Here is a 16085-nt window from a genome sequence, read left to right as displayed (position 1 = left end):
CGATCAACCCTTCAGCTCGGCAGGCTCGTCGAGCGAGATGGACTGGCGGGCACGGAACACCGCGATGATGATCGCGAGTCCGACCACGACCTCGGCGGCGGCGACCACCATGACGAAGAAGGCCATCACCTGGCCGTCGATCTCACCGTGGATGCGGGAGAACGCGACGAGCGCGAGGTTGGCGGCGTTGAGCATGAGCTCGACGCCCATGAACGCGATGATCGCGTTGCGCCGGGTCAGCACCGCCGCCGCCCCGATGCCGAACAGCACCGTGGCGAGGTAGACGAAGGCGATCGGGCTCACTTGTCCTCCCCCTTCTCAGAGTCGGTCTCGGCTGTCGCCTCGTGCTCCGGCTTGTCGCTGACGCGCTTCGACGGATCGTTGAGGTCCGCGCGGTAGCTCGTGGCCGTATCCATCTGGTGGCGGATCTCGAGCACGCGGGAGACCGAGTCCTCGATGGGCTTGCCCTCGGGGTCGAGCGCGGGGACGTCGAGCGCGTTGTGGCGGGCGTAGACGCCCGGCATCGGCTTGTTGACCGGGTTCGCGCCGGCGAGCACGCGGTCGCGCTGCTGCTCCTTCTGCGTGCGGCGAGGCGCGAGGCGCGGCATGTGCGTGAGCACGAGCGCCCCGACCGCTGCCGTGATGAGCAGCGCGCCCAGGATCTCCATGATCACGACGTAGTCGGTGAACAGGAGACCGGCGACGGCGTCGGGCTCACCCGAGGTCATGTCCTCGGCGGGCTCCATCGTGACGTCCGCGATCACGGAGATGAGCAGGGCCACGAGGCCGCCCGCGCCGAACAGCGCGATCCAGCGCTGGCCGACGAGCGTCTCCTTCATCTCCTCGCGCTGGTCGACGCCGACCAGCATGAGGACGAAGAGGAACAGCATCATGACCGCGCCCGTGTAGACGACGATCTGGACGACGCCGAGGAACGGCGCGTCGAGCGCGACGTACGCGACCGCAAGGCCGACCATGACCGCGACGATGGCCATCGCGATGTGGACGGCCTTCTTGGCGAACAGCAGGGACAGCGCGGGCACGACCGTGAGGAAGGCGACGCACCAGAACAGGATCGGGCTGATCATCGCGTCTCCTCGGCGGCCATGACCGCATTCTCCGGAAGCGTCGGGTCGTCGGGGCGGTGCTCGCGCACCCATGCCGTCTGCTCCTTGGCGACCTTGGTCACGTCGCCGCGGTAGTAGTCGCCGTCGGTGGTGCCGGGCACCATCGGGTGCGGCGCCTGGAGCATCCCGTCCTCGAGCGGCGCGAGCAGATCCTGCTTCTCGTAGATGAGGCCCTCACGGGTGGGTCCCGCGAGCTCGTAGTCGTTCGTCATCGTGAGCGCGCGAGTCGGGCACGCCTCGATGCACAGGCCGCAGAAGATGCAGCGCAGGTAGTTGATCTGGTAGACGCGGCCGTAGCGCTCACCGGGGCTGAACTGCGCGTCCGGGGTGTTCGAGTCGGCCTCGACGTAGATCGCGTCAGCGGGGCACGCCCACGCGCACAGCTCGCAGCCGATGCACTTCTCGAGCCCATCGGGGTACCGGTTGAGCTGGTGACGGCCGTGATAGCGCGGCATCGGCGGCGTCTTCACGCGCGGGTACTGCTCGGTCACGGTCGGCTTGAAGAAGTTCCGCAGCGTGATGCCGAAGCCCGCGACCGGCGCGAGCGCCTGTCCGAGCGCGCCCTTCTTGGGCAGGTTCGACTCGAAGGGCTTCTCCTGGCCGTCCTTGGCCCGGTTGACCTCCCAGGTCTCGTCGGCGTCGGTCATGCGTCGCCTCCCTTCTCGGTCTTCGCGTCTGAATCGGAGGCGTCGTCCTCGGCCACCGCATCGTCCTGGTCCGCATCGTCCATGTCGGCGACGGCGACGCCCTCGGGCGGCGTCGCGAGCTTGATCGCGGCCTCCACGGTCCGTCCCGAGCGCGGCGACGGCGGCAAGGACTGGCCGGGCATCGGGGGCACGGGGTAGCCGCCGGCGAACGCGTCGAACGGCTCCTCGGGCTCGTCGACCGCGGCGGCCTCGGCCGCCTCGAGCTCCTTGCGCTCCTTCTCGGTGCGCGAGTCCTTGATGAAGCCCCAGGTCGCGTAGACCAGGAGGATCGCGACCAGCCAGGCCACCGCGTCGTACAGGTTCAGGTCGCGGTTGTAGTACGACATGAACTGGCGGCCGACGGCGAAGAACACCAGCCAGCCGAGGCCCACGGGGATGAGGACCTTCCAGCCGAACTTCATGAACTGGTCGTAGCGGAAGCGCAGCAGCGTGCCGCGCACCCACACGAAGACGAACATGAGCAGCCAAATCTTGATGATCAGCCAGATGGGCGGGAAGATCCCGGAGTTCAGCATGTCCGCGCCGGCCCACGAGGCGGGCCACGGAGCGCGCCAACCGCCAAGGAACAGCACCGAGGCGACGGCCGAGACGTTGATCATGTTCATGTACTCCGCGAGGAAGTACCAGGCGAACTTCATGGACGAGTACTCGGTCATGAAGCCCGCGACCAGCTCGCCCTCGGCCTCGGGGAGGTCGAACGGCAGACGGTTCGTCTCACCGATCATCGAGATCACGTACAGGATGAACGCGGGCAGCAGCGGCCAGATCCACCAGCGGTCGGTCTGCGCGTCGACGATCTGCGACGTGCTCATCGAGCCCGACAGCATGAAGACCGTGACGAGCGACAGGCCCATCGCGAGCTCGTAGGAGATGATCTGCGCGGTCGAGCGGACGGCGCCCATCAGCGGGTAGATCGAGCCCGAGGCCCAGCCGCCGAGCACGATGCCGTACACGCCGAGCGCGGCGCACGCGAGGATGTACAGCACCGCGACGGGGAAGTCGGTGAGCTGGACGGGCGTGACGATGTTCGTGCCGGGGATGTGCGTGGCCGGGCCGAACGGGATCACCGCGAAGATCAGGAGCGCGGAGAACACCGAGATCATCGGCGCCAGGATGTACAGCACCTTCTCCGAGGCGCGGACGGTGATGTCCTCCTTGAACAGGAGCTTCATCGCGTCCATCACGGACTGGAGCAGGCCGAACGGTCCGTGCATGTTGGGTCCGGGGCGCTGCTGGAGGCGACCGATCACGCGGCGCTCGAACCACACCGCGAACAGCACGGACGTGAGCAGGAAGACCAGGATCAGGACGGCCTTGACGATGACGAGCCACACCGGGTCGCCCGCGAGGGTCCCCCAGTTGTCGAGGCACACCTGCTGCGCGTCGGTGACGTCCGCGGCGTCCGTCACGCCGCAGTAGGCGTTCCTGAGGTCGTCGGCGTTGTACGCCGCGAGCCCGGAGATTCCAGTGAGGACGGACATCAGGCACCCACCTTCACGGTGACGACGTTGCCGGGGACGGTCCGGAGCTCCTGGGCCACCCAGCTGCCAGGCGACTTGGTCGGGAGCCACACCACGTCGTCGACCATATCGGTGACGACCGCGGGCACCGTGACGCCCTCGCCGCCCTCACCCGTGACGGTGAGCGCGCCCTCGGCGAAGCCGAGTCGGTCCGCCGTGGCGGGCGACAGGCGGGCGACGGTCGCGCGGCCGGTGCCGGCGAGGTACGGCTCGCCGTCCTGGAGGGCGCCCTCGTCGATCAGCTGGTGCCACGAGGCGAGGACCACGTCGCCCTTCTTCGGCGCGCGGCCCGCCTTGGCGGTCGGCGCCTTGGGGCGGTGGCTGTCCGCGGCGGCGCCGAGCGCGGCGATCTCCGCGTTCACGGCGCCGATGCTGCCCGTGCCGAGCTCGACGCCCAGCTCGCGCGCGAGGAGGTCGAGCACGCGGTGGTCGGATAGCGCGTCGGTCGCGATGGCCGTCGCGAACGAACGCAGGCGGCCCTCCCAGTTGACGAACGTGCCGGCCTTCTCCGACGGCGGGGCGACCGGGAGGACGACGTCTGCGGCCTCGGCGACCGCGGAGCGGCGCACCTCGAGGCTCACGACGAAGCCGGCCTTGTCGATCGCGTCGGTCAGCCCCGTCACGTCGGACGGGCTGACGCCGCCGACGAGCAGGGCTTCCAGGTCCCCGGACGATGCGGCGGCCACGATCGCGTCGACGTCGCGTCCCGCCGCGGACGGCACGGACTCGACGCCCCACGCCGCGGCGACGGCCTTGCGGGCGGCGGCCACGGAGGCGGCACGGCCGCCAGGAAGCAGCCCGGGCAGCGCGCCGGCCTCGACGGCTCCACGCTCACCCGCGCGACGCGGGATCCAGACCAGGCGGGCGCCGGTCTTCTGCGACAGCTTGAGGGCCGCGGTGAGAGCGCCCGGCGTGGCTGCCAGGCGCTCGCCGACGATGATGACGGCTCCGTCGGCCTCGAGCGCCTCGAAGGCGTCGCCGACCAGTCCGTCGAGCAGGCCCGCCTCGCGGCCCGGGGCCACAGGCAGGAGGGTCGCGGCGAGCTTCTCCGCGCCGCGGCTCAGGAACGGCGCCGCGGTGAAGACCTGCTGCTTGCCGAGCGACTTGCGCATGCGCAGGAACACCACGCCGCCCTCGTCCTCGGGCTCGAAGCCGACCATGAGGACCGCGGGGGCCTTCTCGAGGTCCGCGAAGGTGACGCCGAGGCCGGCGCCTGCCACGGTCGAGCCGAGGAACGCCTGCTCCTCCGCCGAGGCCGCGCGGGCGCGGGCGTCGATGTCGTTCGTGCCGAGCGCGAGGCGCGCGAGCTTCGCGTACGCGTACGCGTCCTCGAGCGTGAGGCGGCCGCCAGGCAGGACGCCGACGCCCTTGCCGTCACGGGCCGCCTTGAGGCCGGCGGCCGCGGCGGCGATCGCCTCGGGCCACGACACCTCGACGAGCTCGCCGTCCTTGCGCACGAGCGGGCGGGTCAGGCGGTCGGCCTGGTTCTGCCACGAGAACGCGAAGCGGTCCTTGTCGGTGATCCAGTCCTCGTTGACGACCGGGTCCTTGTGGGCCATGCGGCGCAGGATCTTGCCGCGGCGGTGGTCGGTGCGGATCGCGGAGCCCGACGAGTCGTGCTCGGAGATTCCGGGCGAGCTGACGAGGTCGAACGGGCGCGAGCGGAAGCGGTAGGCCGAGCTCGTGAGCGCGCCCACCGGGCAGATCTGGACGGTGTTGCCCGAGTAGTACGAGCTGAACGCACGACCCGACTCGTCCTCGGCGGCGGGGCCCGCGGGGCTGTACCCGTCGAAGTCGAGGACGTTCTCGTCGAACGTGCCGATCTGCTGCATCGCGCCACGGTTCTGCAGGTCGATGAACGCGTCGCCGGCGATCTGCTTGGAGAAACGGGTGCAGCGCTGGCACAGCACGCACCGCTCGCGGTCCAGCAGGATCTCCGAGCTCAGCGCGAGCGGCTTCTCGAAGACGCGCTTGACGTCCACGAAGCGGCTCTCCGGGCGGCCCATGTTCATGGCCTGGTTCTGGAGCGGGCACTCGCCGCCCTTGTCGCACACCGGGCAGTCGAGCGGGTGGTTGATGAGCAGGAGCTCCATCACACCCTTCTGCGCGCGGTCCGCCTCCTCCGAGGTGTGCTGCGTGTTGACGACCATGCCGTCCATCACCGTCATGGTGCACGAGGCCTGCGGCTTCGGGAACGGGCGGACGTTGCCCTCGCGATCCGGGGCGGCCACGTCGACGAGGCACTGGCGGCATGCGCCGGCCGGCTCGAGCGCGGGGTGGTCGCAGAAGCGGGGGATGTCGATGCCGATCTGCTCCGCGGCGCGGATGATGAGGGTGCCCTTCGGAACCGTCACCTCCTTGCCGTCGATCGTGAGCGTGACGGTGTCGACTGCGGCCTTGGGGTCGGTCGCTGTCATGCGTGCGCCTCCTCGGTGGTGGCCTCGTCGGAGGCAGTGTCCGACGAATACGTGAACAGGGCCGAGGCGGCGTGGTCGAAGGGGCACTTCCCCTCGGTCACGTGCCGCTCGTACTCCTCGCGGAACTTCTTGACGGAGCTGATGATGGACGACGTGGCGCCGTCGCCGAGCGCGCAGAACGAGCGGCCGGCGATCGAGTCGCACGTGTCGAGCAGCTGCTGGATGTCGGCCTCGGTGCCCTTGCCTGCCTCGAGGCGCTTGAGGATCTGCGTGAGCCAGAACGTGCCCTCGCGGCAGGGCGTGCACTTGCCGCACGACTCGTGCTTGTAGAACTCGGTCCAGCGGGTGACCGCGCGCACGACGCATGTGGTCTCGTCGAAGATCTGGAGCGCGCGCGTGCCGAGCATCGACCCGGCGGCGCCGACGGACTCGTAGTCGAGCGGGGTGTCGAGCTGCTCCTCGGTGAAGATCGGCGTCGACGAGCCGCCCGGCGTCCAGAACTTGAGCTCGTGGCCCTCGCGCATGCCGCCGGCCATCTCGAGCAGCTCGCGCAGCGTGATGCCGAGCGGCGCCTCGTACTGGCCGGGGCGCTTCACGTGTCCCGACAGCGAGAAGATGCCGTGACCCTTGGAGCGCTCGGTGCCCATCGCGGTGAACCACTCGACGCCGTTGTTGACGATCGCGGGGACCGAGGCGACGGACTCGACGTTGTTGACCACGGTCGGGCGCGCGTACAGGCCCGCCACGGCGGGGAACGGCGGCTTCAGGCGAGGCTGGCCGCGTCGTCCCTCGAGGGAGTCGAGCAGCGCCGTCTCCTCACCGCAGATGTAGGCGCCCGCGCCGGCGTGGACGGTGACGTCCAGGTCGAACCCGGAGCCGTGGATGTTCTTGCCCAGGTCGCCGGCCTCGTAGGCCTCGCGGACCGCCTGCAGCAGGCGGCGGTACACGTGGACCACCTCGCCGCGCAGGTAGATGAACGCGTGGTTGCAGCGGATCGCGTACGACGTGATCGCGACGCCCTCGATGAGGACGTGCGGGTTCGCCATCATCAGCGGGATGTCCTTGCAGGTGCCCGGCTCGGACTCATCCGCGTTGACGACGAGGTAGCGCGGCTTGCCGTCGTCCGGGGGCAGGAAGCCCCACTTCATGCCGGTCGGGAAGCCAGCGCCGCCGCGGCCGCGCAGGCCCGAGTCCTTGACCATCTGGACGAGGTCGGCCTTGTCCAGGCCGAGCGCCTTCTTGAGCGCGGTGTAGCCGCCGTTGGCCGCATAGGTGTCGCGCTTCCAGGACTGCTCCTGGTCCCAGATGTCGGACAGTACGGGGACGAGCTCGGTCACTTGGCGCCTCCCTCGAGGGTCCAGCCCTGCTCCTTGGCGGTCTTGAGGCCGGCGAGCGTCGGCTCCCCCGCCCCGACGCCCTGATCGGCGCGCCCGTCCTCGAAGCCCGCGAGCACGCGCGAGACCTCCTTGAACGTCGGCACCTCGTCGGGCCCACGGCTCGGCTTGACCGCCTTGCCGTCGAGGATGTCGTCGACCAGCTGGAGCGCCGTCTCGGGCGTCATGTTGTCGAAGAACTCCCAGTTGACCATCACCACGGGCGCGAAGTCGCACGCCGCGTTGCACTCGAGACGCTCGAGCGAGATCTTGCCGTCCTCGGTGGTCTCATCGTGGCCGACACCGCAGCGCTCGGATACGCGCTTCCAGATCTCGTCGCCACCCATGACGGCGCACAGGGTGTTGGTGCACACTCCCACCTGGTACTCGCCGCTCGGACGGCGCTTGTACTGCGTGTAGAACGTGGCGACCGCGCTGACCTCGGCCGCGGTCAGGTCCAGCTGCTCGGCGCAGAACTGGATGCCGTCGGGCGACACGTAGCCGTCGACGGACTGGACCAGGTGCAGGAGCGGCAGCAGCGCGGAGCGCTCGACCGGGTAGCGGCCGCGAACCTCGGCCGCGTCGGCCTTGAGCTTCTCGAGCGTGGACTCGTCGTAGGTCATCGGTCGACGCCTCCCAGGACCATGTCGATCGTGGCGATCGCGACCACGACGTCGGCGACCTGGCCGCCTTGCGTGAGGATCGAGAGCGCCTGCAGGTTGTTGAAGCCGGGGTCCCGGAAGTGGGCGCGCCACGGCTTGGTGCCGCCGTCGGAGACGACATGGCAGCCGAGCAGGCCCTTCGGGTTCTCCACCGCCACGTAGGCCTGGCCGGCGGGGACCTTGAAGCCCTCGGTCACCAGCTTGAAGTGGTGGATGAGCGCCTCCATGGAGTCGCCCATGATGTGCTTGATGTGCTCGGGCGAGTTGCCCTGGCCGTCGGTGCCGAGCGACAGCTGGGCCGGCCACGCGATCTTCTTGTCGGCGACCATGACGGGCGCGCCCTCGAGCTCCTCGAGGCGGGCCGCGCACTGCTCGACGATCTTGAGCGACTCGTAGCACTCCTCGAGGCGGAGGATCACGCGCGAGTAGGCGTCGGCGTCCGTCGAGGTCGGGACCTGGAAGTCGTAGTCCTCATAGCCGCAGTACGGGTCCGCCTTGCGGACGTCGTAAGGCACGCCTGCCGAGCGCAGCATCGGGCCGGTGACGCCGAGCGACATCGCGGGCGCGAGGTCCAGGACGGCGACGTCCTTGAGGCGCCCGATGAAGATCGGGTTCTTGAGCTGGATGTCGGCCAGCTCATCGAGGCGCTGCTTGACCAGCGGGATCATGTCGCGCACGTAGTCGACGAAGCCCTCGGGCGTGTCCTGCGCGACGCCACCGGGACGGATGTACGCGTTGTTGGTGCGCAGTCCCGAGAGCATCTCGATGACGCGGAACGTGTCCTCGCGGCCGATGAACGCCGTCGTCATGACGGTCGTGGCGCCCATCTCGTTGCCGCCGGTGCCGATCGCGACCAGGTGCGAGCCGATGCGCGTGAGCTCCATCATGAGCACGCGCAGCACGTTGGCCTTCTCGGGCACGTCGTCCGTGATGCCGAGGAGCTTCTCGGTGCCGAGGCAGAACACGGCCTCGTTGAACATCGAGGCGACGTAGTCCATGCGGGTCGCGAACGTGACGCCCTGCGTCCACGTCCGGAACTCCATGTTCTTCTCGATGCCCGTGTGGAGGTAGCCGATTCCCGCGCGGGCCTCGGTGACGGTCTCGCCCTCGATCTCGAGCATCACGCGCAGCACGCCGTGCGTGGACGGGTGCTGGGGACCCATGTTGATGACGACGCGCTGCTGGCCGAGGCGGGCGGCCTCGTCGGCGATCTCGCTCCAGTCGCCGCCGTACGCGGTGAACTCGGGGGCGTTCGGGTCGTCGAAGTCGGGCCCCGTGGCCTGCGGCATGGTCTGCTCAGGTGTCATCGGTACTGCCTCCGCGTGTCGGGCGACGGAACCTCGGCGCCCTTGTACTCGATCGGGATGCCACCCAGCGGGTAGTCCTTGCGCTGCGGGTGGCCTACCCAGTCGTCCGGCATCGCGATGCGCGCGAGGGCGGGGTGGCCGTCGAAGACGATGCCGAAGAAGTCGTACGTCTCGCGCTCGTGCCAGTTGTTCATCGGGTAGACGGACGTGATCGACGGGATGCGCGCGTCGTCCTCCGACACGGCGACCTCCACGCGCAACCGACGGTTGTGGGTGATCGACTGCATCGGGTAGCAGGCGTGAAGCTCGCGGCCCTCGTCGGCAGGGTAGTGAACGCCGGACACGCCGAGGCACATCTCGAAGCGCAGGTCCTGGTCGTCGCGCAGGTGCGTCGCGACCTCGAGCAGGTGCTCGCGCGCGACGTGGAGCGTGAGCTCGCCGCGGTCGACGACGACGTACTGGATCGCCTCTCCCGCACGCTCGCCCAGCAGCTCCTCGAGGACGTCGACGACGCCGTCGAACCACTCGCCGTACGGGCGCTCGGTGGCTCCAGGCATCTCGATGACGCGCTTGAGGCCGCCGTAGCCCGACGTGTCACCGCCGGGCCCGCCGAACATGCCCTGACGGACGTTGATGAGGGTGCGACCCTCGGGCGCCACGGGGGCGGCGCCGGACAGGTCCTGGGTCTCGCTCAACGGAGCAGTCCCTTCATGTCGGAGGTCGGCGTGGCGGTGAGCGCGGCGGCCTCGGCGGCGGCGGCGATCTCGCGGCGGTTGCGACCCATCGGCGTGCTCTTGACCTGCTCCTGGAGCTCAAGCAGGGCGTTGATGAGCATCTCGGGGCGCGGCGGGCAGCCGGGGAGGTAGATGTCGACGGGGACGACGTGGTCGACGCCCTGGACGATCGCGTAGTTGTTGAACATGCCGCCGGACGAGGCGCACACGCCCATCGACAGCACCCACTTGGGGTCGGCCATCTGGTCGTAGACCTGGCGCACGATCGGGGCCATCTTGTTGGACACGCGGCCGGCGACGATCATCACGTCGGCCTGGCGCGGCGAGCCGCGGAAGACCTCGGAGCCGATGCGCGAGATGTCGAAGCGCGACGTGCCGGTGCCCATCATCTCGATCGCGCAGCACGCGAGGCCGAACGTCGCGGGCCACATCGAGCCCGCGCGGGCCCAGCCCACGAAGGACTCGACCGTGCCGAGCATGAACGGAGGTGCGCTCTCTTCGATACCCATTCAGATCACTCCCAGTCGAATCCGCCGCGGCGCCACTCGTACACGAAGGGGATCGTGATGAGGGCGAGGAAGGTCATGATCGCGATCAGCCCGAACCAGCCGAGCGCGTCGTGCGCGACGGCCCACGGGTAGAGGAAGACGACCTCGATGTCGAAGATGATGAACGTCATGGCCGTGAGGTAGTACTTCACGGGGATGCGACCGCCGCCCTTCGCGAGCGGCGTCGGCTCGAGACCGGACTCGTAGCGGTCGAGCTTCGCGGCATTGTCGCGGTGCGGTCCCAGGACACGGCTGGCCGCGAGGCCAGCCACCGCCATGACGGCGGCGATGCCCACCATCACGAGGATCGGTACATAGGGGTTCACTTGCGCTATCCCTCCCGGGGTCCGACAGTCTTTGTCGCGTCAGGCCGCCGGAGCCGCTTTCACCAGTGCCGACAACAGCTTGTCGGACCAGCTTCCGCCCCGGGGTTCATAGACGTCTGCCAGCAGTCTAGAGACAAATTCCATGATCAGTGGACGAGGCAACCCGTACTTGACGCAGATGCTCATCACCGTCGGATGCTCGATCAACGAAGCGAACACCCTGCCCAGCGAGTAGTACCCGCCGAGGTCGTCCTTCATCATTCGGGCATATGCCGCGAGCGCCTGCTCGCGTGCCCTGTCGTCCGCCCCTGCCTCGCGGGCGGCCACTGCCGCCTCGGTGGCGCGACGCGCGGCCTGCATCGCGTAGGCGATGCCCTCCCCGTTGAACGGGTTGACCATGCCGCCCGAGTCGCCGACGAGCATCATGCCCGGGACGTAGTGCGGCTGACGATTGAATGCCATGGGGATGGCGGCGCCCTTGATCTTGCCGATCTGGTCGCCGAACTCCCAGTCCTTGGCGGAGTGCTCGAGCCAGCCCTGCATCAGCGCGCGGTGGTCGAGCCCCGACGGGGTGCCCTTCGCGCTAAGAGTGCCGAGCCCGACGTTGGCGGTGCCGTCGCCGAGGGGGAAGATCCAGCCGTAGCCGGGGAGCATGTCGGAGGCGCCGCGCTCGCCGGACCAGATCTCGACGTGCCCCTCCATCCACTCCTCGGCGTGGCGGGGGGTCTCCATGTAGGTGCGCACCGCGACGCCCATCGGGCGGTTCATCTTGCGCTCGATCCCCAGCCCCAGGGCCAGGCGGGCGCTCACGCCGTCGGCGGAGATGATCAGCGGTGCCCTGAACTCGGTGCGCTCGCCGACCTTGCGGCCGTTCTCGTCGGTCTCGCGGGCGACCACGCCGACGACGCGGGCCTCGCCTCCCGGGCGGACGGCGGCGGCGCGATCGGCGAGATCGAGGGTGACGACGAACTCGCCGTCGGCGTCGCGGACGATGAGGGAGTCGACGTGCCAGCCCTCGCGGACGTCGGCGCCCGCTGCGCGCGCGTGCTGCGCGAGGCGGTGGTCGAACTGCGCACGGGGAAGGCTGAGCCCGTAGTTCGGGAAGGACTCGAGCTCGTGCCACGGGAACTCGAGGCGGTGACCGCCGCCGACCATGCGCAGACCGTAGTTGGGGATCCACCCCTCCTCGCGGGGGGTCTCGAGCCCGATGAGCTGGAGCTCCTTGACCGCGCGGGGGGTGAGGCCGTCGCCGCACACCTTCTCGCGTGGGAAGCGGGACTTCTCGAGGCCGATGACGTCGAAGCCCTCGGTGGCGAGGTACCGGGCGGCAGCGGCACCACCGGGGCCTGCGCCCACGACGATGACGTCCGCCTCTGTCTTCACCGTCCTAGGTTAAACGTCCTACAGGGGTGCTCTGAACGCCCTGTCCGCTCAACCGCGAGACTGTCCGGACGCTCCCGCCCGCTGACGGCGATCGAGCCAGAACCCGGCGCCGAGCATCACCGGAAGCCCGACGAGCAGTCCCTCCACGTAGTCGCCGCGCACCGCGGCGCCACGCGTGACCGAGAGCGCGATCGCGGCGAGGAAGCCGGCAGCGATGAGCACGCCCGCGCCCACGCGATGCTTCTGCACGAGCATGAGCGCGCCCGCCCCCGCCGTCACGGCGAATCCACCGGCCATCGCAAGAACCATGCTCGCCACCCTAGCCGCGCGGCGGCGTGGCCCCCAGCCCCAGCATCGTCCCGGCGCGAACCCCGCTGTCCCGCCACGGTCCTAGGCTGACCGTGTGACCCTCCAGCTCCCCTCGATGCCGACGCTGGCCGCCCGCACCGTCGCGGTCGACGCCCCCGACGATCTGCTCGCCCTGGTTCCTCCGGGCGGGATGGCGTGGGTGCGTCGCGGCGAGGGGATGATCGCGTGGGGCGAGGTCGCGCGCTTCGAGTCCCGCGGGTCGTCGCGCATCGACGATGCGGCCACCTGGTGGCGACGCATCACGCGCCACGCCGTGGTCAGAGACGATGCGCACGTGCGCGGGTCGGGACTGGTCGCCTTCGGCTCGTTCTCGTTCGCGGACGGCTCGGCGCACGGCGGCGCGCTCATCGTGCCCCGCTACGTGCTCGGTGTCCGCGACGGGCGCGGCTTCCTGACGGAGATCACGACGGACGGGAAGCACGGCGCGTCGCCGGACCTGGCCGATGCCCTCGGCACCTCCTCCCCCGCCCCGGCTCTGCCTCGGCTCGCCCAGGCGCCGGGGGACCGCGAGGCCTGGGACGCTTCCGTGTCCGCGGCGGTGGGCCGCATCGGCCGGGGCGAGGTCGACAAGGTCGTGCTGGCCCGCGCGGTGAGCGCCACGGCCGAGGCGCCGGTCGACCCTCGTTCCGTCATGCCGACGCTCGCGCGCGACTACGACGGCTGTTGGACCTTCCATGTGGACGGGCTCGTGGGCGCGACGCCCGAGCTGCTCGCGCGAGTCGACCACGGGCTCGTGACCTCGCGCGTGCTGGCGGGCACGATCCGCCGCACGGGAGACGAGACCGCCGACCTTGCGCGGGCCGCTTCGCTCGCCCATTCCTCGAAGGACCGCGAGGAGCACGGCTATGCGGTGCGCTCGGTGACGCAGGTGCTCGCGTCGCACTGCGCATCGGTGAACGTGCCTGACGAGCCCTTCGTGCTGCACCTGCCGAACGTGATGCATCTCGCGACGGACATCACGGGATCGCTCGACCATGCTGCATCCGTGCTCGAGATGGTCCGCGAGCTCCACCCGTCCGCGGCCGTCTGCGGGACCCCGACCCTCGCCGCCGCACGCATGATCGACGAGCTCGAGGGCCTGGACCGGGGCCGCTACGCGGGCCCGGTCGGCTGGATCGACGCGGCGGGCGACGGCGAGTTCTGCATCGGGCTGAGGTCGGCCGAGATCGACGCGACTGACCCGCGCAAGGTCAGGATGTTCGCGGGCTGCGGCATCGTCGCGGCGTCCGAGCCGGAGTCGGAGTGGGCGGAGTCGGAGGCCAAGCTCGAGCCGATGCGCCAGGCCCTCGGCCTCGTTTGACGAAGTCCCCTTCCCACCCTTTCGGGTCGACCAGCGTCGGTTCCGCGAGGCGACGCCGGGGCTCGCAAGCAGCGTGCTCCGCCAAGCCGGGAATGCCCGTAGCCTCAGCAATCACCGACCGCGACTGTGCCCACCGTCAGCGACCCACCTGCGGACCCGAACGGCGGCAGAGCACAGTGCGCGTCATTCGACCTCGAGTGGCCAGGCCACCTCACCGATCCACCTGTAGCCGTCCTGATCAGGAGTGCTGCAGAACCGGAGCCGGATACGCGCACCCAGGGCGAACATGGAGGGAGGAGAACCCGGCGCGTGCATCGAGCTGTGGAGCCACACCTCGCACCCTTCGAAGTCCGTGCGCGCGACTCCCGTGCCGTGGGCACCGTCCCAGTCGATGATCGTCGCCGCGTCCTCACACGCGTCGTCGACCCGCTCATCCGCCTTCATGCCAGCCTCACCGTCTTGTCGACGAACAGCGCCCCCGGGAGGTTCTTCCCGCCAACCTTCACGGTGAACTGGAACGTGTCCGTGATCCTGAACTTGACCCCAGTCTGTCCGATCGGAAAGCTTCCGTGGAACCAGTAGGAGTCCGCCTTGCTGAGGTGTTGCGCGTTCCTCCCGATGCGCGTGCCATCGCGGTAGCCGACTGCCCCCAGCTCGTCAACGGTCGAGACGATCATCGACTTCATCGCGGCGCTCAGGCGAATACTCCAGACCACGTTGCCGTACCGACAGTTGTTCTGGATGCTCAAGGTGTTGTTCTGGTCGGTGAAGCTCCTGCCGCCATCTTGCGCACGCTGCGCCTCATGCTTCACCCTTCTGCTCGCCCCTCAGCCGGTCCAAGGTAGCCAGTCGGGAGGCCGTTCGGTGAGCGCCTGTGGAGAAGTCACCGCGTCGACGCGCGCGGCGAGCAGCATCGGCCAGGCATGTGGCGCCGACAGGGCCTGGCGGTCACCCCGCGAGCACGCACCAGCCGTGCGACCCCAGCCGCACGACAGCATCATCCGGCCCCGTCCCCTCCAACGCGCAGGACCCGGCCAGTACGTGCGTCGCGCCGGGCACCGCCAGCGTCACCTCACCGTCACCCACGGACAGGGCGACCAGGGCGCGCTCAGCCTCGCCGTCGCCCGAGCACGCGTAGACGATCTCGGAATCCGTCACGGAGAGCACCGCGACCGCCGCGTCATGCAACCACGGCAGTCTTCGCCGAAGCGCGAGCAGCTCACGATGCACGGCGACCGCGTGCGCGCCCACCCCGGCAAGGTCGGAAGGCGACGCGGGGAAGGCCTGGCGCACCGCATCGTCCCCGCCCGCGCGATCCTCCTTGATGCCCGGGAAGGCGTGCTCGTCTCCGTAGTAGACGGCCGGGGTGCCGGGCAGCGTCGCGAGCAGGACAACAGCGTGCTCGAGGTGACGCGCGTCGGTCAGCCGCGACGCGATGCGGGTCACGTCGTGGTTGCCGATGAACGTGAACGGCACGAACTCGTCCAGGAAGGCGGCGTGCCGGCCGAGACAGTGCGCGAGCTCGTGCAGGTTGCGGTCGTTGAGGCTCGACCAGGTCGCCTTCCACAGCTCGTACTGCGTCACCGAGTCGAGCCCACCGTCACGCACGAACGACGCGTAGTCGCCGTGGATCACCTCGCCCATGAGGTACGCCTCGGGGTGAGCGGAACGCACCCGCGCCGCCACGGCCGCCCAGAAGTCGAGGGGCACGGCATAGGCGGCGTCGAGCCGCCACGCGTCGGCCCCGCGATCGAGCCAGAAGCTCATCACGTCGGCCACGAGGTCCACGACGGCGGGCGCCGCGTGGTTGAGCGCGACGAGAGCGCCATGCCCTTCGAAGTCGGCGTAGCCCGGCTCGACGCCCGGCGCCCACGCGGAGGGCCCGCCCGGCCATTCGAGCCGGAACCAGTCGGCGTACGCGGACGACGGACCGTGCGCGAGCACGTCCTGGAACGCAGGGTGAGCGCGGCCGACGTGGTTGAAGACGCCGTCGAGCATCACCCGGATCCCGCGCTCATGCGCGGCTGCCACGAGCGCGTCGAAGTCGGCCAGATCCCCTAGCCGCGGGTCGATCGCATAGTGGTCCGTCGTGTCGTAGCCGTGACTCTCGGACGCGAACACTGGGCCGAGCGCGAGGCCCGACAGTCCGAGCTCGATCAGGTGGTCCAGCCACCTCTCGAGATGCCCCAGACGATGCTCGAGCCCTGGCCGCGCGAAGGGCCGGATCGGCGCGCCGGTGAAGCCCAGCGGGTAGACGTGCCACCACAGGGCGTGCCGCACCCACTCGGGCTCGGGGCGGGCGGTGGACACAC

General features: G+C 69.8%; 17 protein-coding genes. 1 reads left to right on the top strand and 16 read right to left on the bottom strand.

The window, feature by feature from the left end; genetic code table 11:
- Positions 1–3 precede the first annotated feature (3 nt).
- The 13 genes from nuoK to AOP78_RS00930 are packed head-to-tail and all read right to left on the bottom strand — an operon-like array spanning position 4 to position 12413.
- On the bottom strand, positions 4–303 hold the full coding sequence (nuoK, locus tag AOP78_RS00990; protein ID WP_062200619.1) for an NADH-quinone oxidoreductase subunit NuoK: 300 nt from the start codon (positions 301–303) through the stop codon (positions 4–6).
- Complete coding sequence (locus AOP78_RS00985) at positions 300–1088, bottom strand: NADH-quinone oxidoreductase subunit J (protein WP_062200617.1); 789 nt, start codon at positions 1086–1088, stop codon at positions 300–302. The genes nuoK and AOP78_RS00985 overlap by 4 nt, the downstream gene beginning before the upstream one ends.
- Complete coding sequence (gene nuoI / locus AOP78_RS00980; RefSeq protein ID WP_083979647.1) at positions 1085–1774, bottom strand: NADH-quinone oxidoreductase subunit NuoI; 690 nt, start codon at positions 1772–1774, stop codon at positions 1085–1087. The genes AOP78_RS00985 and nuoI overlap by 4 nt, the downstream gene beginning before the upstream one ends.
- A complete protein-coding gene (gene nuoH / locus AOP78_RS00975; protein WP_083979645.1) occupies positions 1771–3315 on the bottom strand; it encodes an NADH-quinone oxidoreductase subunit NuoH in 1545 nt (514 codons plus the stop codon). The genes nuoI and nuoH overlap by 4 nt, the downstream gene beginning before the upstream one ends.
- Positions 3315–5771: an NADH-quinone oxidoreductase subunit G gene (locus AOP78_RS00970; protein WP_062200615.1), complete on the bottom strand. Its 2457-nt coding sequence runs from the start codon at positions 5769–5771 to the stop codon at positions 3315–3317. The genes nuoH and AOP78_RS00970 overlap by 1 nt, the downstream gene beginning before the upstream one ends.
- On the bottom strand, positions 5768–7108 hold the full coding sequence (gene nuoF / locus AOP78_RS00965; RefSeq protein ID WP_062200612.1) for an NADH-quinone oxidoreductase subunit NuoF: 1341 nt from the start codon (positions 7106–7108) through the stop codon (positions 5768–5770). Before nuoF ends, AOP78_RS00970 begins: the two co-directional genes overlap by 4 nt.
- Positions 7105–7767, bottom strand: a complete 663-nt coding sequence (gene nuoE / locus AOP78_RS00960; protein WP_062200609.1) for an NADH-quinone oxidoreductase subunit NuoE — start codon at positions 7765–7767, stop codon at positions 7105–7107. Before nuoE ends, nuoF begins: the two co-directional genes overlap by 4 nt.
- Entirely contained in the window at positions 7764–9113 is a 1350-nt protein-coding gene (locus AOP78_RS00955; RefSeq protein WP_062200606.1) for an NADH-quinone oxidoreductase subunit D, read from the bottom strand. The genes nuoE and AOP78_RS00955 overlap by 4 nt, the downstream gene beginning before the upstream one ends.
- Entirely contained in the window at positions 9110–9790 is a 681-nt protein-coding gene (locus AOP78_RS00950; RefSeq protein WP_269082092.1) for an NADH-quinone oxidoreductase subunit C, read from the bottom strand. Before AOP78_RS00950 ends, AOP78_RS00955 begins: the two co-directional genes overlap by 4 nt.
- A gap of 14 nt (positions 9791–9804) precedes the next feature.
- Entirely contained in the window at positions 9805–10356 is a 552-nt protein-coding gene (locus tag AOP78_RS00945; RefSeq protein WP_062200602.1) for an NADH-quinone oxidoreductase subunit B, read from the bottom strand.
- Positions 10357–10361: 5 nt separating this feature from the next.
- Entirely contained in the window at positions 10362–10721 is a 360-nt protein-coding gene (locus AOP78_RS00940) for an NADH-quinone oxidoreductase subunit A (RefSeq protein ID WP_083979643.1), read from the bottom strand.
- A gap of 39 nt (positions 10722–10760) precedes the next feature.
- Positions 10761–12104 (bottom strand): geranylgeranyl reductase family protein, encoded by a 1344-nt coding sequence (locus AOP78_RS00935; protein WP_062200599.1) that lies wholly within the window; start codon positions 12102–12104, stop codon positions 10761–10763.
- A gap of 48 nt (positions 12105–12152) precedes the next feature.
- Complete coding sequence (locus AOP78_RS00930; RefSeq protein WP_152659349.1) at positions 12153–12413, bottom strand: hypothetical protein; 261 nt, start codon at positions 12411–12413, stop codon at positions 12153–12155.
- 94 nt (positions 12414–12507) lie between these two features.
- On the opposite strand from AOP78_RS00930, the gene AOP78_RS00925 reads away from it, so the two are divergent.
- Complete coding sequence (locus AOP78_RS00925) at positions 12508–13773, top strand: isochorismate synthase (RefSeq protein ID WP_236685252.1); 1266 nt, start codon at positions 12508–12510, stop codon at positions 13771–13773.
- Between the two features lie 183 nt (positions 13774–13956).
- On the opposite strand, the gene AOP78_RS00920 is transcribed toward AOP78_RS00925, so the two are convergent.
- The 3 genes from AOP78_RS00920 to AOP78_RS00910 form a co-directional block, all read right to left on the bottom strand.
- On the bottom strand, positions 13957–14217 hold the full coding sequence (locus AOP78_RS00920) for a hypothetical protein (protein ID WP_062200593.1): 261 nt from the start codon (positions 14215–14217) through the stop codon (positions 13957–13959).
- Complete coding sequence (locus tag AOP78_RS00915) at positions 14214–14522, bottom strand: hypothetical protein (protein WP_152659348.1); 309 nt, start codon at positions 14520–14522, stop codon at positions 14214–14216. Before AOP78_RS00915 ends, AOP78_RS00920 begins: the two co-directional genes overlap by 4 nt.
- Positions 14523–14721: 199 nt before the next feature.
- Positions 14722–16083 (bottom strand): alpha-amylase family glycosyl hydrolase, encoded by a 1362-nt coding sequence (locus AOP78_RS00910; RefSeq protein ID WP_062200589.1) that lies wholly within the window; start codon positions 16081–16083, stop codon positions 14722–14724.
- Positions 16084–16085: the final 2 nt, after the last annotated feature.

This window comes from Demequina salsinemoris (assembly GCF_000974805.1).
Classification (GTDB): domain Bacteria; phylum Actinomycetota; class Actinomycetes; order Actinomycetales; family Demequinaceae; genus Demequina; species Demequina salsinemoris.
Note: the sequence above shows the minus strand (reverse complement) of the source record. Positions and strands in the feature narration are given on the sequence as shown.